Consider the following 15,381-nt stretch of genomic DNA (forward strand, 5'->3'; position numbering starts at 1 on the left):
TATCAGATGACCCGTCCTGAATAGCGAGTAATATCAGGCAGTCAGCAGCGTCGTTATTCTACAGTCAGAATACGTGTGGTGTTGGTGGAACCGATGGTGCTCATGACATCACCCTGAGTCACAATCACCAGATCGCCTGACACCAGGTAACCTTTGTCGCGCAGCAGATTGACCGCTTCGTTGGCAGCCACTACACCGTCAGTTTCGCTGTCAAAGTGGACCGGCGTAACGCCACGGTACAGAGAGGTCAGATTCAGCGTACGCTCATGACGAGACATCGCGAAAATTGGCAGGCCAGAACTGATGCGGGATGTCATCAGCGCAGTACGGCCGGACTCGGTCATGGCGATGATAGCGGTAACGCCTTTCAGATGGTTCGCGGCATACATCGCTGACATGGCGATAGCTTCTTCGACATTATCAAACTGTACGTCGAGACGGTGTTTAGAAACGTTGATGCTCGGGATTTTCTCTGCACCCAGACAGACGCGAGCCATCGCTGCGACGGTTTCCGCCGGGTACTGGCCTGCGGCTGTTTCTGCAGACAGCATAACGGCATCAGTCCCATCCAGAACAGCGTTTGCCACGTCCATGACTTCTGCACGGGTCGGCATTGGGTTAGTGATCATCGACTCCATCATCTGCGTTGCGGTAATTACCGCACGGTTCAGTTGACGTGCGCGACGGATCAACGCTTTCTGAATACCGACCAGTTCCGGGTCACCGATTTCCACGCCCAGGTCACCACGCGCAACCATTACCACGTCAGAGGCAAGGATGATGTCATCCATCGCATTCTGGTCGCAGACGGCTTCAGCACGCTCTACCTTGGCAACGATTTTCGCATCGCAGCCTGCGTCGCGCGCCAGGCGGCGGGCATAATTCAGATCTTCGCCGCAGCGAGGGAAGGAGACCGCCAGATAGTCAACGCTGATTTGCGCTGCAGTAATGATGTCTGCTTTGTCTTTTTCCGTCAGCGCTTCAGCAGAAAGGCCACCGCCAAGTTTGTTGATGCCTTTATTGTTGGAGAGCGGGCCACCGACAGTGACTTCGGTGAAAACTTTCATACCCTGAACTTCCAGCACTTTGAGCTGTACGCGACCATCATCCAGCAGCAGGATATCGCCTGGCACTACGTCAGCAGGCAGACCTTTGTAATCGATGCCGACTTTTTCTTTGTCGCCTTCACCTTTACCGAGGTTGGCGTCCAACAGGAATTTGTCGCCAACATTGAGAAATACTTTGCCTTCTTTAAAGGTCGATACGCGGATTTTAGGTCCCTGCAGGTCACCCAAAATAGCTACATGACGTCCCAGTTTGGCGGCAATCTCACGGACTTTATCCGCCCGCATTTTGTGATCTTCTGGAGAGCCGTGTGAAAAGTTCATACGTACAACGTTCGCCCCAGCGGCGATAATTTTTTCAAGGTTGTTATCGCGGTCAGTTGCCGGGCCTAACGTGGTAACGATTTTGGTTCTGCGAAGCCTTCTGGACATGTAATACTCCGTTGACTGAAACAACTAGGTGTTGCGTGAACATTGATCCGGCCGTTCTCGAACATAAACGGTAAAATGAACGACCCGGATGATAAAAGGGTAGAACATTGTTATTGCTTTTAGCGGTCATCACTCTTGATGAGTAATTCTTTATCAAAACGCGATTCCTTGAGCGCTTCCTTGACACGCTTCAAGTTATCTCTAAATTTTGCCCCACGGCGCAAAGTAAATCCCGTAGCCAGCACATCTATCACGGTAAGTTGAGCAAGTCGAGAGACCATGGGCATATAAATGTCAGTATCTTCCGGTACATCGAGGGTAATTGCCAGCGTTGCTTCACGTGCCAGCGGAGTACCAGGAGATGTCAGGGCAATCACCATGGCATCGTTTTCTCTTGCCAGTTGTGCCAGTTCCACCAGACTTTTGGTTCTTCCGGTGTGTGAAATGAGCACAATGACATCATCATCACTACAATTCATACAGCTCATGCGTTGCAGAACGATGTCGTCGGAATAGATAACCGGAACGTTAAAACGGAAAAATTTATTCATGGCGTCATGCGCCACCGCAGCGGAGGAACCTAGCCCAAAAAAGGCTATTTTCTTCGCCTGAGTGAGCAAATCAACCGCACGATTTACCGCCACGTTATCCAGAGACTGACGAACATGGTCAAGGCTTGCCATTGCAGACTCGAAGATTTTCCCCGTGTAGGATTCAACGCTGTCATCCTCATCCACATTGCGATTAACATATGGGGTACCATTTGCCAGACTTTGCGCCAGATGCAGTTTAAAATCAGGAAAGCCACGCGTATCCATGCTGCGACAGAAACGGTTAACGGTCGGTTCGCTGACATTGGCTTCCAGCGCCAGCGCAGCAATGCTCGAATGGATTGCCTGGTCTGGTGAGGTAAGAATAACGTCAGCAACTTTACGTTCTGACTTGCTCAAATGTTCCAGTTTTAACTGGATTTTTTCCAGCATATTCATGATGTAGGTGGACTCATGGGTCATGGGCAAAAGCGATTTCAGCAATATGGGGAAATCGGGGCATAATTTTGTTATACACGGCATACTTCGAGCCGCAGGGGCGTTGGCTATGTTAACTCACCTGAATCACTTACTTGAGTAAGCTCATCGGGAGGGAATGAGGGACATCCTTCAGCAGGGAAAATTCGTTCCTGACGAGTTTGTCACACTCTTGCCGCTGTCCTGCAACGCGAATTATTTTGTGTATAGATACTACCCCTGGGAGCGAAGGAACGGGGCAAAATGGAGAGAATAGTTGTTGTTTTTTTTCATTACATGATCGAAGTCTGGTTTTCATACTTCTTCATGGGTACGAAAAAAAACGACTTTTTTATCCATTTTGAGCCTAATGGGCGTCTCTTTAGCCGCTGTTTTCGGTAACAGCACGGCTGGATAAGCGTTTACGGTTCACGGAATCACGTAAAAGCAGTACAGTGCATTGTAAGAAAATTACAACCAGTGTCTGGCAAAAGCACCAGGCACTCAATTGAGGAGAATGACATGGCGGTAACGCAAACAGCCCAGGCATGTGACCTGGTCATTTTCGGCGCGAAGGGCGACCTGGCGCGACGGAAATTGCTGCCTTCCCTGTATCAACTGGAAAAGGCCGGTCAGATTAACCCGGATACCCGTATCATTGGAGTAGGGCGTGCTGATTGGGACAAAGCTGCCTATACCAAGGTTGTACGCGAAGCGCTCGAAACTTTCATGAAAGAAAAAATTGATGAAAGTTTATGGGAAACCCTCAGCGGCCGTCTGGATTTTTGTAACCTGGACGTCAATGACACCGCCGCATTTAGCCGTCTGGGCGAGATGTTGGATCAAAAATCACGTACCACGATTAACTATTTCGCAATGCCGCCAAGCACCTTTGGCGCGATCTGCAAAGGTTTGGGTGAAGCAAAACTTAATGCTAAACCTGCGCGTGTCGTGATGGAAAAACCGCTGGGTACTTCGCTCGCGACATCCCGTGAAATTAACGACCAGGTGGGTGAGTATTTCGAAGAATGCCAGGTTTACCGCATCGACCACTATCTTGGTAAAGAGACGGTTCTGAACCTGCTGGCGCTGCGTTTCGCTAACTCCTTGTTTGTAAATAACTGGGATAATCGCACTATCGACCACGTAGAAATTACGGTGGCGGAAGAAGTGGGTATTGAAGGACGCTGGGGCTATTTTGACCAGGCAGGTCAAATGCGGGATATGATCCAGAACCACCTGCTGCAGATCCTCTGCATGATCGCAATGTCTCCTCCGGCTGATCTGAGCGCCGACAGCATTCGCGATGAGAAAGTAAAGGTACTGAAATCGCTGCGTCGCATCGATCGCTCGAACGTGCGTGAAAAAACGGTTCGCGGTCAGTACACCACCGGTTTTGCCCAGGGTAAAAAGGTACCGGGTTACCTGGAAGAAGAGGGCGCGAATAAGAGCAGCAACACGGAAACGTTTGTGGCGATCCGCGTCGATATCGATAACTGGCGCTGGACGGGTGTACCGTTCTACCTGCGTACCGGTAAACGTTTACCAACCAAGTGCTCTGAAGTGGTGGTTTACTTCAAAACACCTGAGTTGAATCTGTTTAAAGAATCCTGGCAGGATCTGCCGCAGAACAAGCTGACTATTCGTTTGCAGCCTGATGAAGGGGTTGATATCCAGGTACTGAACAAAGTGCCAGGTCTGGACCACAAACATAATCTGCAAATCACTAAGCTGGATCTGAGCTACTCAGAAACTTTCAACCAAACGCACCTGGCCGACGCTTATGAGCGCCTGCTGTTGGAAACCATGCGCGGTATTCAGGCTCTGTTTGTGCGTCGCGATGAGGTCGAAGAAGCCTGGAAGTGGGTGGATTCAATTACCGAAGCCTGGGCGATGGATAACGAGTCGCCGAAGCCTTATCAGGCAGGAACCTGGGGACCGGTTGCGTCTGTGGCCATGATCACCCGTGACGGCCGTTCCTGGAACGAATTCGAGTAAAAGATCATCTAGCCATTAGGTGTTATTTTACCGGTAACATGATCTAACACAGATTGTAGAATAATTTTTGCACTTTTAAACCTCGCGTGGATTCACCCGCGAGGTTTTTTTTATTACACTGCCTGAAACGATTTTGCCCCTGAGCTACGGCTAACAAGCGATTCAGCAATATTTAGTGATGCTGAGTAACACTGTTTACCCAACCGCTCTGACAGATAAATTTTAGGAGCCTCTATGAATCCGAATTTGTTACGCGTAACACAACGTATCGTCGAACGTTCCCGGGACACGCGTTCCGCCTACCTCGCTCGAATCGAACAGGCTAAAACGACTACCGTACATCGTTCACAACTGGCATGCGGTAATCTGGCGCATGGTTTTGCCGCCTGTCAGCCGGAGGATAAAGCCTCGCTAAAAAGCATGTTGCGTAACAATATCGCGATCATTACCTCCTATAACGACATGCTTTCCGCGCACCAACCGTATGAACACTATCCGGCCATCATTCGTAAAGCACTACATGAAGCCAATGCGGTGGGCCAGGTTGCTGGTGGCGTACCTGCGATGTGCGACGGGGTGACCCAGGGTCAGGACGGCATGGAGCTTTCTCTGTTAAGTCGTGAAGTCATTGCGATGTCGGCGGCCGTGGGGCTCTCACACAATATGTTCGATGGTGCGCTGTTCCTTGGCGTATGTGACAAGATTGTCCCAGGCCTGGTCATGGCGGCGCTTTCCTTCGGTCATCTGCCTTCAATCTTCATCCCTTCAGGCCCGATGGCGAGTGGTCTGGCGAACAAAGAGAAAGTGCGTATTCGTCAACTGTATGCCGAAGGCAAAGTAGATCGTATGGCACTGCTCGAATCCGAGGCTGCGTCTTATCATGCACCGGGTACCTGTACGTTTTACGGCACCGCTAACACTAACCAGATGGTCGTGGAGTTTATGGGCATGCAGTTGCCAGGCTCCTCTTTTGTGCACCCGGATGCACCACTGCGTGAAGCATTGACCGCAGCGGCGGCCCGTCAGGTAACACGTCTGACCGGGAACGGTAACGAGTGGATGCCGATCGGTAAAATGATCGATGAAAAAGTTGTGGTAAACGGTATTGTGGCACTGCTGGCGACCGGCGGTTCAACCAACCATACGATGCACCTTGTGGCTATGGCGCGTGCGGCCGGTATTCTGATTAACTGGGATGACTTCTCCGACCTGTCCGATATCGTGCCGCTGATGGCGCGTTTATACCCGAATGGCCCTGCAGACATTAACCATTTCCAGGCTGCTGGCGGTGTGCCTGTACTAATGCGTGAACTGCTGAACGCGGGTCTGTTACATGAAGATGTGAATACCGTGGCCGGATTCGGTTTATCGCGTTATACCCTGGAGCCGTGGCTGAATAACGGTGAACTGGACTGGCGCGAAGGCGCGGAAAAATCGCTGGACAGCAATGTGATTGCTGCCTTTGACCAGCCATTCTCCCATCATGGCGGCACTAAAGTACTGAGTGGCAATCTGGGGCGTGCGGTGATGAAAACCTCAGCTGTTCCAGTTGAAAATCAAGTGATTGAAGCGCCTGCCGTGGTCTTCGAAAGTCAACATGATGTGTTACCGGCATTTGATGCGGGTCTGCTTGACCGGGATTGTGTGGTCGTTGTGCGCCATCAGGGACCAAAAGCGAACGGAATGCCAGAATTACATAAACTCATGCCGCCACTTGGTGTATTATTGGACCGTTGTTTCAAAATTGCGTTAGTTACTGATGGACGACTTTCAGGTGCTTCAGGTAAAGTGCCTTCAGCAATCCATGTAACCCCAGAAGCCTACGATGGCGGGCTGCTGGCGAAAGTGCGCGATGGCGACATCATTCGTGTGAATGGACAGACAGGTGAATTGACGCTGCTGGTTGATGAAGAGGAACTTGCCTCTCGTCAGCCTCACATTCCTGACCTTAGCGCTTCGCGCGTGGGTACCGGGCGTGAAATGTTCAGCGCGTTGCGTGAAAAGCTGTCCGGTGCGGAGCAGGGCGCAACCTGTATCACTTTTTAAGACTTAATTTGTAATCAGGCGAGAGAAAACTCTGATGAAAAACTGGAAGACAAGTGCAGAAGCAATCCTGACCACTGGCCCGGTTGTACCGGTTATCGTGGTTAACAAACTGGAACACGCTGTGCCGATGGCAAAAGCGTTAGTTGCAGGGGGCGTGCGCGTTCTGGAAGTGACGTTACGTACCGCATGTGCGATGGATGCTATTCGTGCAATCGCGAAAGAAGTACCGGATGCTATCGTCGGTGCGGGTACTGTGCTGAATCCACAGCAACTGGCTGAAGTTACTGCGGCTGGTGCTCAGTTTGCGATTAGCCCGGGTCTGACCGAGCCGCTGTTGAAAGCAGCAACCGAAGGGACGATTCCGCTGATCCCTGGTATCAGCACCGTTTCTGAACTGATGCTGGGTATGGACTACGGCTTGAAAGAGTTCAAATTCTTCCCGGCTGAAGCAAACGGCGGTACGAAAGCACTGCAGGCAATCGCGGGTCCATTCTCTCAGGTTCGTTTCTGCCCGACTGGCGGTATCTCCCCGGCGAACTACCGTGATTACCTGGCCCTGAAAAGCGTGCTGTGCATTGGCGGTTCCTGGCTGGTTCCGGCGGATGCGCTGGAAGCGGGTGATTACGATCGTATTACCAAACTGGCTCGCGAAGCGGTTGAAGGCGCGAAGCAGTAAGCTATCAACGTGTAAACCGAAGGCCCGATAAGTGGCGTTAGCGCCGATATCGGGCTTTGCCGGATGGGGTTTTACTGCCTCATCCGGTTTACGGGTCCTGTTTTAACCTGCCACTTTTACCTGTGCAGCCGCGTTTTTCGCGCGATCAACCGCCTCTTCAACACTTTCTGCAGTTGCCAGCACGACACCTAAACGACGCGTACCGTCGATTTCGGGTTTACCAAACAGACGTATCTGCAAACCTGCGCCAACGGCAGCATCCACATTATCAAAGGTAACGTTTTGACTGCTTAGCTGCGGCAGGATCACCGCTGACGCTGACGCTGACGGCCCATACTGGCGGATTTCACCAACGGGCAGACCGAGAAATGCGCGAACGTGCAGGGCAAACTCAGACAGATCCTGCGAAATTAAGGTCACCATACCCGTGTCGTGCGGGCGAGGGGAAACTTCGCTGAAAATGACGTCGTCACCGCAGACAAACAGCTCCACGCCAAACAGTCCGTGACCACCCAGCGCCAGCACCACCTTGCGGGCAATCTCCTGCGCCCGGGCTAACGCCAGTTCGCTCATCTGCTGTGGCTGCCAGGATTCGCGATAATCGCCGTCTTCCTGGCGATGACCTACCGGTGCGCAAAAATGTACGCCGTCAATGGCGCTGACGGTCAGCAGTGTGATTTCAAAATCGAAATTCACCACGCCTTCGACGATAACACGCCCGGCGCCAGCCCGCCCACCCTGTTGGGCATAGTTCCAGGCTTCGGTTAGCTGTTCGGCGGAGCGGATAAAGCTCTGTCCTTTACCAGAAGAACTCATTACCGGTTTTACGATGCAGGGATAACCGATTTCTTCTACGGCCTCGCGAAAACGCATTTCACTGTCGGCGAAGCGAAAAGATGATGTCGGTAAAGATAACTCGTCGGCGGCGAGGCGACGGATGCCTTCCCGGTTCATGGTCAGTTGAGTCGCACGTGCACAAGGCACTATGTTCAGGCCTTCCTGCTCCAGTTTTACCAGCATATCTGTGGCGATGGCTTCAATTTCTGGCACGATAAAATGCGGTTTTTCATGCTCGACAACCTGGCGCAATGCATCGCCATCCAACATGTTGATGACGTAGGAACGATGAGCAACGTGCATCGCTGGTGCGTCGGGGTAACGATCCACGGCAATGACTTCCACACCCAGGCGTTGGCATTCAATCGCCACTTCTTTACCCAGTTCACCTGAACCTAATAACATCACACGCGTTGCTGCAGGACGCAGTGCTGTGCCTAATAACGTCATAAATTAATCCCCTGTTTCAACTAGGCGCAGTATATACGAAAACGTTTGCGTCTGTCTTTATTACCAGGTTGATTTCAGGGATGAAAAAGAATATGCTGTATATAAATACAGGTAATTTAAGAGGCTGCAAAAATGGCGGTTGAAGTTAAATACGTAGTCATTCGGGAAGGTGAGGAAAAAATGTCGTTTACCAGCAAAAAGGAAGCCGATGCGTATGACAAGATGCTCGATACAGCCGATCTGCTCGACACATGGCTGGAACAATCACCGGTAGCGCTGGAAGATGAGCAGCGTGAAGCGCTTTCTCTGTGGCTTGCTGAGCAAAAAGAGGTGCTAAGCGCCATCCTGAAAAACGGCAAGCTGCCTTCTCCGCAGGTGGTCGACAGCGACACATCTGCTGAGGATGATACCCAGGCGGCCTGAAGCGACTTGCGCTCCTGATATTTTGTACCATGCTTTTCCCTGAATCATTGTGCAATCTCTGACAGCCTTCACACCGCGGGTCTGCGGCCTGAAGGACGAAGGGGAGATAAGGAGAAAAGAATGTATAAAAAAAGAGCGCTGTTGAGCCTGCTGTTATTATCTGCCAGCGTATCAGTATTTGCGGCGAATACGGAAAGTAAGTCAGTTAAGTTTCCAAACTGTGAAGGCCTGGATGCTGATGGTATCGCGGCCAGCGTAAAACGTGATTATCTGCAGAATCGCATTGTGCGCTGGGCCGACGATCAAAAGAAACTTGGTCAGCTTGACCCGGTAGCGTGGGCCAATCCGCAGGATATTGTCGGTAAAGATGGGCAGTGGACAGTCCCCCTGACCGTGCGCGGCAAAAGCAGCGACATTCAATATCAGGTAAAGCTTGATTGCAAAGCTGGCACAGCAGAGTATCAGGTGCGTCAGTAGCTGAATTTGCACATCTTTTGATGACCTGAACACTTCCTGACATCCCCTCGGGTACGCTTTGATGATTATTCGTCTGTACTTGAGGGGCAAAATGGCTAACTGGCTGAATCAACTACAATCTCTTCTTGGGCAAAAAGCATCATCTGCGACATCTTCTGGTGAACAAGGGCTTAGCAAACTGCTGGTGCCTGGCGCGCTAGGCGGTCTGGCAGGATTACTGGTTGCTAACAAATCCTCACGTAAATTACTCAGTAAATACGGAACCAGTGCGCTGCTGGTCGGTGGGGGCGCAGTGGCCGGCACGGTGTTATGGAACAAGTACAAAGATAAGGTTCGTGCGGCGCATCAGGGGGAACCACAATTTGGTGCACAGAGCTCACCGCTGGATGAGCGAACTGAGCGTCTGATCCTGGCGCTGGTTTTTGCGGCGAAAAGCGATGGGCATATCGATGCTAAAGAGCGTGGGGCCATTGAACATCAACTCCGTGAAGCAGGTGTCGAAGAGCAGGGGCGTGTTCTGATTGAGCGTGCGATTGAACAACCACTCGACCCGCAGCGTCTGGCTCAGGGGGTCCGTAATGAAGAAGAGGCACTGGAAATTTACTTCCTGAGCTGTGCGGCAATTGATATCGACCACTTTATGGAGCGCAGTTATCTGAATGCGTTGGGTGATGCGTTGAAGATTCCGCAGGATGTTCGCGAAGGGATTGAGCAGGATCTTAAGCAACAAAAACAGGCTCTGCCGGGTTAAATAGTTACTGCGCAGGAGCATGTTTCGCTTGCATCATTGCTGACTTTTGCCACCCTTATAGAATGTTTAAGCAAAAGAACAATGACATGCTACCTAAAGCTCCTCGTATCCCCCACGCCATGACGCAGCATGGCGATACTCGTGTTGATAATTATTACTGGCTGCGAGATGACACCCGCTCACAGCCAGAAGTATTGAATTACCTGCAACAAGAAAATGCGTATGGCCGCCAGGTGATGGCTTCGCAGCAAGCTTTGCAGGATCGTGTTCTGAAAGAGATTATCGACCGTATTCCCCCTCAGGATGTGTCCGCACCGTATGTGAAAAATGGGTACCGCTACCGCCATATCTTTGAGCCGGGGTGTGAATATGCCATTTATCAGCGCCAGTCTGCTCTCAGTGAAGAGTGGGATGAATGGGATACCTTGCTGGATGGAAACCAGCGCGCAGCCCATAGCGAATTCTATACATTAGGTGGTCTGGCAATATCACCGGATAATACCATTATGGCGCTGGCGGAGGATTACCTTTCCCGCCGGCAATATGGCGTGCGCTTTCGCAACTTACAAACGGGTAACTGGTACCCGGAGGTACTTGAAAACGTCGAGCCGGAATTAGTCTGGGCTAACGACTCGCAGACTTTCTATTATGTCCGCAAGCATGAAACCACATTGCTGCCGTATCAGGTCTGGCGGCATACTGTCGGTTCACCATCCACTGATGATGAGCTGGTGTATGAAGAGGCTGATGATATATTTTATGTCAGTCTGCATAAAACCACCTCGCAGCACTATGTTGTTATTCATATTGCGAGTGCAACCACCAGCGAGGTTTTGCTCATTGATGCAGAACTGGCTGATGCCGAGCCACTGGTCTTTTTGACGCGTCGGAAAGACCATGAATACAGTCTCGATCATTATCAGCACGCGTTTTATCTGCGCTCAAACCGTCAGGGTAAAAACTTCGGTCTGTACCGTACCCGAGTACGAGACGAACACGCCTGGGAGACGCTAATCCCTGCGCGTGACAGTGTCATGCTGGAGGGCTTTACGCTGTTCACCGACTGGCTGGTGGTGGAAGAACGGCAACAGGGATTAACCAGCCTGCGGCAGATCAATCGCAAAACGCGCGAAGTAATAGGGATTGCCTTTGACGATCCCGCCTATGTGACGTGGCTGGCTTATAATCCTGAGCCGGAAACATCGCGCCTGCGCTATGGCTACTCCTCCATGACTACGCCGGACACGCTGTTCGAACTGGATATGGATACTGGCGAGCGCCGCGTACTTAAGCAGACTACCGTCCCCGGTTTCGACGCTGCAAATTACCGCAGTGAACACGTGTGGATAACCGCGCGCGATGGTACCGAGGTACCTGTCTCGCTGGTCTACCACAAGCAGCATTTCCGTAAAGGGAAAAATCCATTATTGGTGTACGGCTATGGTTCATATGGCGCAAGCATGGACGCTGATTTCAGTAGCAGCCGCTTAAGCTTATTGGATCGTGGCTTTGTGTACGCGATCGCCCACGTGCGTGGCGGTGGTGAATTGGGGCAGCAATGGTATGAAGATGGTAAATTTCTGCGCAAGAAAAATACCTTCAATGACTATCTTGACGTCTGTGATGCACTGCTCAAACTGGGTTATGGATCACCTTCATTGTGTTATGGGATGGGAGGAAGCGCCGGGGGGATGCTGATGGGTGTTGCCATCAACGAGCGTCCGACACTTTTTCACGGTGTTATTGCCCAGGTGCCATTTGTCGATGTGGTGACCACCATGCTGGATGAGTCAATTCCGCTGACAACCGGTGAGTTTGAAGAGTGGGGTAATCCGCAGGACAAAGAATATTACACCTACATGAAAAGCTACAGCCCATACGATAATGTCACCGCACAGGATTATCCGCATCTGTTGGTTACCACAGGGTTACACGATTCCCAGGTGCAATACTGGGAACCGGCGAAGTGGGTGGCGAAACTGCGTGAAATGAAAACAGACGAACATCTGCTGCTATTGTGTACGGACATGGACTCCGGGCATGGCGGTAAATCCGGGCGTTATAAATCCTATGAAGGTGTGGCCCTCGAGTTCGCTTTTTTAATTGGTCTCGCGCAGGGAACACTGCCTGGTCAGGCGGCAACTCAGGCGTTATCCAGATAGTGTTTCAGCGTTAGGCGCAATTCCGGGCTCATATTGTCAAGGTTATTAAACAGCCAGCGCAAATAGCCCGGATCGCGTTCAGCGACTTCAGATACCGGTTTCCCGCGGTATTTCCCGAAGGTAAATGTGGTTAGCAACGCAGGACGACCGGTGACATCGGCCATTTGCTCCGGGGTCCAGCCGGACGTCTGCATAATGTCGATCAGCAGTGCCGCCGTGATGTAGCAGTCATAAAGCGCGCGGTGGTGGTGTAGACCAGACGGTGTCTGGACGCTCAGCTTGCGGGATTTATAGAGCGCCATATTGCTGTATTTGATCCCCGGCCACAGGCGACGGGAAAGCTTCATGGTGCAAATCCATTCCCCCGGCATTTCGGGCAGCACACGCCGATCAAAACTGGCGTTATGCGCCACGTACCACTCGCTGCCGTAATAGTGCGGGATGACATCTTCAATCCACGGTTTATCCGCTACCATCGCTTCAGTGATGTGATGGATAGCCATGGCTTGTGGACTGATGGGACGGTCAGGGCGCACCAGATGGCTCATGGGATTAACGATCGTTCCGTCAACGACATCGACAGATGCAATCTCAACAATGCCTCCCTGCAGACCACAGGTTTCTGTATCTATTATGCGCAACATGCCGGGCTCCAGACCAAAAACGACTAGCGTAATGGAATGATATCACCTTGCCAACCCCGTGGCGTGCGTTGACCGGTTAACAGTAATGAACCGCTGTCGGCGCGTACAATTAACCGACCACGTTCATCCCACAATGCGCTGCTGCCACGGGCATTGGCCATCAGTACCGCAATGGCGAATTTATGCGAAAAACTTTGCAGGCGCGAAGCGGAAGAGAGCAGTTCTGGTTCGCTGACGGACTGACAGGTTGTGAATAGCGAAAATGTCGGGTCGATATCAATACCTTCCGGCTGGCTGTCGACCACGCTGATGGCATTTCGTTGCCTGGCGATACAGGCGCCATGGCTTTGATGAAACATTAACGGCGAGCTCATCCAGGGAGAGAAAAGCGCTATTCCCTTCACAAATCGATCGTGATGCTCTACCGACAACCCGGCAATGATGGTCATACGATACGTGGCCGCGGCGTGGGCGAGGGGTTGCAATAACTCTTCATCGGGCGGGGCTGGGAGAGCGTCGTCTTCGTCCACACATCCCAACAGGGACAATGATGGAAAAACCAACAATTCGCATTGGCATTTAGCCGCTTCATGAATGAACTGCAAATGATGGGCGACGTGTTCGCTTAATGATCTTTGAAGTGGTTCGTACTGCGCTGCAGCAATTTTCCAGTGTGACATAATGATTTCCTTTTCATAGTGTCTACAACCATCCTTAAATAATAGATTAAGAATGTGCTTATACTGTAGCAGGCATCATGTAAGGAATCGTAACTTAATATAAGGTTTATTTTACTTTAGGCTCGTAAGGTAAACGTGAGAGGGAAACGGAAGCTAAACGGTGCGCGATCAGGCGTTCACGGAACCAGTCGCGTAAATGTGCAGGCTGTTCACGCTCGACAACTTCAGCAACGACAGGCATGTTGTAGCGCTCTTTAAATGCGACGCCTGCCGCAGCTAGATCGACGTTAACCTTGTCCATTTCTGCTTGCTCAAGTTTGGCCAGATTAATATTCATACGTTTCTCCTTATCTCTCCATTGGCGCGCAAAAGTTACTAAGAGTGCGCATTAATGGCAAGCCTGAAATGATGATTCTCGACTCGATCATTGTAGAAGGTTATTCTCTACAGATTAGACATAACAAAAAGGAATAGTTGATATGGCTTCATCTGCATCTTCACTTCGCTATGCTCTCATCGCTCTTGCCGGAATTCTGGCGACACCTGCAGCCCTGGCGCATGCGCATCTGACACAACAAAGTCCTGCGGCTAATGCGCAGGTCACGGCATCACCCCAGGCATTGACGCTCAATTTTTCTGAAGGTGTCGAACCTGCATTCAGCGGAGCAACGCTGACAGGCCCGCAAAAAGAACAGATAAAAACGGGTAAGGCAACGCGTAATGAGCAGGATAAAACGCAACTGATTATTCCGCTCGTTCAGTCACTGGAAACAGGAAAATACACGGTCGATTGGCACGTTGTGTCAGTGGATGGGCACAAGACGAAAGGACAATATAGCTTTAGCGTGAAATAACCGATGCTGGCGTTTACCTGGGTTGCACTGCGTTTTATCCATTTTACCACGCTGATGCTGGTGTTTGGCTGTGCGCTCTATGGCGCATGGCTGGCTCCTGTTTCGCTCCGTCGTTTGATGATGCGTCGTTTCTTACATCTGCAACGCCACGCCGCGGCGTGGAGCTTTGTCAGTGCGACGCTGATGCTGGCGGTTCAGGGGGGATTAATGGGCGCGGGTTGGCAGGATGTCCTCTCCATCACCGTTTGGGGAGCCGTCCTACAGACACAATTCGGGGGCGTCTGGCTGTGGCAAATTATCCTTGCGCTGGTCACACTGGCGGTGACCATTATCGTACCGCGCAGTATGCCGCGACGACTGCTAATGCTGACGATTGCTCAGTTTATTCTGCTGGCGGGCGTTGGGCATGCAACACTACACGATGGTGTAACGGGTACACTTCATCAGGTTAACCATGCGCTGCATCTGATATGCGCAGCTGCCTGGTTTGGCGGCTTGCTGCCGGTGCTCTACTGTATGAAAATGGCACAAGGACGCTGGCGCGATCAAGCCATCAAGACCATGATGCGCTTCTCCCGCTATGGGCATCTTTTTGTGGTTGGCGTATTGCTTACCGGCATCATGAATGCACTGTTTATTGTCGGTTTTTCTGTTCCCTGGCATGCGGCTTATGGGAAACTGCTGTTGTTAAAATGTGCCCTGGTCATGCTAATGGTGGCGATTGCGCTGGTGAATCGGTATGTTCTTGTTCCACGTATGCAGCAGGATAATCGCTGCATGACCCTCTATTTTATTTGGATGACGAAGCTGGAATGGGGTATAGGCGCTGTTGTGCTGGCAATTGTCAGCCTGTTTGCAACCCTCGAACCGTTCTGATGGA

At 51.3% G+C, this 15,381-nt stretch carries 15 protein-coding genes; 9 read left to right on the forward strand and 6 right to left on the reverse strand.

From position 1 onward, the window contains the following. Positions 1 to 53: 53 nt before the first annotated feature. Complete coding sequence (gene pyk, locus QMN38_RS11015) at positions 54 to 1,496, reverse strand: pyruvate kinase (protein ID WP_137381575.1); 1,443 nt, start codon at positions 1,494 to 1,496, stop codon at positions 54 to 56. Between the two features lie 119 nt (positions 1,497 to 1,615). Then, on the reverse strand, positions 1,616 to 2,485 hold the full coding sequence (locus QMN38_RS11020) for a MurR/RpiR family transcriptional regulator (RefSeq protein ID WP_137381864.1): 870 nt from the start codon (positions 2,483 to 2,485) through the stop codon (positions 1,616 to 1,618). 540 nt (positions 2,486 to 3,025) lie between these two features. On the opposite strand from QMN38_RS11020, the gene zwf reads away from it, so the two are divergent. The 3 genes from zwf to kdgA all read left to right on the forward strand — a co-directional run bounded on the left by zwf (position 3,026) and on the right by kdgA (position 7,223). Then, positions 3,026 to 4,501, forward strand: coding sequence for a glucose-6-phosphate dehydrogenase (gene zwf / locus QMN38_RS11025; RefSeq protein ID WP_137381576.1), 1,476 nt, complete (start codon positions 3,026 to 3,028; stop codon positions 4,499 to 4,501). 234 nt (positions 4,502 to 4,735) lie between these two features. Next, positions 4,736 to 6,547, forward strand: a complete 1,812-nt coding sequence (edd, locus tag QMN38_RS11030; protein ID WP_086523748.1) for a phosphogluconate dehydratase — start codon at positions 4,736 to 4,738, stop codon at positions 6,545 to 6,547. 34 nt (positions 6,548 to 6,581) lie between these two features. Beyond that, positions 6,582 to 7,223: a bifunctional 4-hydroxy-2-oxoglutarate aldolase/2-dehydro-3-deoxy-phosphogluconate aldolase gene (kdgA, locus tag QMN38_RS11035; protein WP_005120716.1), complete on the forward strand. Its 642-nt coding sequence runs from the start codon at positions 6,582 to 6,584 to the stop codon at positions 7,221 to 7,223. A 102-nt stretch (positions 7,224 to 7,325) separates the two neighbouring features. Here kdgA and purT read toward each other — a convergent pair whose 3' ends face one another. After that, a complete protein-coding gene (gene purT, locus QMN38_RS11040) occupies positions 7,326 to 8,510 on the reverse strand; it encodes a formate-dependent phosphoribosylglycinamide formyltransferase (protein WP_323605068.1) in 1,185 nt (394 codons plus the stop codon). Positions 8,511 to 8,642: 132 nt separating this feature from the next. On the opposite strand from purT, the gene yebG reads away from it, so the two are divergent. The 4 genes from yebG to ptrB all read left to right on the forward strand — a co-directional run bounded on the left by yebG (position 8,643) and on the right by ptrB (position 12,323). Next, positions 8,643 to 8,933, forward strand: coding sequence for a DNA damage-inducible protein YebG (yebG, locus tag QMN38_RS11045; RefSeq protein ID WP_271450094.1), 291 nt, complete (start codon positions 8,643 to 8,645; stop codon positions 8,931 to 8,933). Positions 8,934 to 9,053: 120 nt separating this feature from the next. After that, positions 9,054 to 9,410, forward strand: a complete 357-nt coding sequence (gene yebF / locus QMN38_RS11050) for a protein YebF (protein ID WP_271441794.1) — start codon at positions 9,054 to 9,056, stop codon at positions 9,408 to 9,410. A gap of 91 nt (positions 9,411 to 9,501) precedes the next feature. After that, positions 9,502 to 10,161, forward strand: coding sequence for a tellurite resistance TerB family protein (locus QMN38_RS11055; RefSeq protein ID WP_323605069.1), 660 nt, complete (start codon positions 9,502 to 9,504; stop codon positions 10,159 to 10,161). Positions 10,162 to 10,247: 86 nt separating this feature from the next. Continuing rightward, complete coding sequence (gene ptrB / locus QMN38_RS11060) at positions 10,248 to 12,323, forward strand: oligopeptidase B (protein WP_323605070.1); 2,076 nt, start codon at positions 10,248 to 10,250, stop codon at positions 12,321 to 12,323. Here ptrB and exoX read toward each other — a convergent pair. The 3 genes from exoX to QMN38_RS11075 all read right to left on the reverse strand — a co-directional run bounded on the left by exoX (position 12,305) and on the right by QMN38_RS11075 (position 13,984). Next, positions 12,305 to 12,967, reverse strand: coding sequence for an exodeoxyribonuclease X (exoX, locus tag QMN38_RS11065; protein WP_271441797.1), 663 nt, complete (start codon positions 12,965 to 12,967; stop codon positions 12,305 to 12,307). The genes ptrB and exoX overlap by 19 nt on opposite strands. Positions 12,968 to 12,990: 23 nt before the next feature. After that, complete coding sequence (locus QMN38_RS11070) at positions 12,991 to 13,647, reverse strand: carbon-nitrogen hydrolase family protein (RefSeq protein WP_271450096.1); 657 nt, start codon at positions 13,645 to 13,647, stop codon at positions 12,991 to 12,993. Positions 13,648 to 13,753: 106 nt separating this feature from the next. Next, positions 13,754 to 13,984 carry a DNA polymerase III subunit theta gene (locus tag QMN38_RS11075; RefSeq protein ID WP_005120732.1) on the reverse strand — a complete coding sequence of 77 codons (231 nt, stop codon included), beginning with the start codon at positions 13,982 to 13,984 and terminating at the stop codon, positions 13,754 to 13,756. A gap of 142 nt (positions 13,985 to 14,126) precedes the next feature. Here QMN38_RS11075 and yobA point away from each other — a divergent pair, with 142 nt between their 5' ends. Then, positions 14,127 to 14,501: a CopC domain-containing protein YobA gene (yobA, locus tag QMN38_RS11080; protein ID WP_271450097.1), complete on the forward strand. Its 375-nt coding sequence runs from the start codon at positions 14,127 to 14,129 to the stop codon at positions 14,499 to 14,501. 3 nt (positions 14,502 to 14,504) lie between these two features. After that, positions 14,505 to 15,377, forward strand: coding sequence for a copper homeostasis membrane protein CopD (copD, locus tag QMN38_RS11085; protein WP_271450098.1), 873 nt, complete (start codon positions 14,505 to 14,507; stop codon positions 15,375 to 15,377). Positions 15,378 to 15,381 lie beyond the last annotated feature (4 nt).

This window comes from Citrobacter sp. R-1.5.2 (assembly GCF_035064245.1).
Taxonomy (GTDB): Bacteria; Pseudomonadota; Gammaproteobacteria; order Enterobacterales; family Enterobacteriaceae; genus Citrobacter.

Coding starts and splice junctions, on each gene's coding strand:
- QMN38_RS11020 (WP_137381864.1), bottom strand. CDS start 2,485: ATGAATATGCTGGAAAAAATCCAGTTAAAACTGGAACATTTGAGCAAG.
- purT (WP_323605068.1), bottom strand. CDS start 8,510: ATGACGTTATTAGGCACAGCACTGCGTCCTGCAGCAACGCGTGTGATG.
- copD (WP_271450098.1), top strand. CDS start 14,505: ATGCTGGCGTTTACCTGGGTTGCACTGCGTTTTATCCATTTTACCACG.
- edd (WP_086523748.1), top strand. CDS start 4,736: ATGAATCCGAATTTGTTACGCGTAACACAACGTATCGTCGAACGTTCC.
- yebF (WP_271441794.1), top strand. CDS start 9,054: ATGTATAAAAAAAGAGCGCTGTTGAGCCTGCTGTTATTATCTGCCAGC.
- QMN38_RS11070 (WP_271450096.1), bottom strand. CDS start 13,647: ATGTCACACTGGAAAATTGCTGCAGCGCAGTACGAACCACTTCAAAGA.
- QMN38_RS11075 (WP_005120732.1), bottom strand. CDS start 13,984: ATGAATATTAATCTGGCCAAACTTGAGCAAGCAGAAATGGACAAGGTT.
- yobA (WP_271450097.1), top strand. CDS start 14,127: ATGGCTTCATCTGCATCTTCACTTCGCTATGCTCTCATCGCTCTTGCC.
- pyk (WP_137381575.1), bottom strand. CDS start 1,496: ATGTCCAGAAGGCTTCGCAGAACCAAAATCGTTACCACGTTAGGCCCG.
- yebG (WP_271450094.1), top strand. CDS start 8,643: ATGGCGGTTGAAGTTAAATACGTAGTCATTCGGGAAGGTGAGGAAAAA.
- kdgA (WP_005120716.1), top strand. CDS start 6,582: ATGAAAAACTGGAAGACAAGTGCAGAAGCAATCCTGACCACTGGCCCG.
- exoX (WP_271441797.1), bottom strand. CDS start 12,967: ATGTTGCGCATAATAGATACAGAAACCTGTGGTCTGCAGGGAGGCATT.
- zwf (WP_137381576.1), top strand. CDS start 3,026: ATGGCGGTAACGCAAACAGCCCAGGCATGTGACCTGGTCATTTTCGGC.
- QMN38_RS11055 (WP_323605069.1), top strand. CDS start 9,502: ATGGCTAACTGGCTGAATCAACTACAATCTCTTCTTGGGCAAAAAGCA.
- ptrB (WP_323605070.1), top strand. CDS start 10,248: ATGCTACCTAAAGCTCCTCGTATCCCCCACGCCATGACGCAGCATGGC.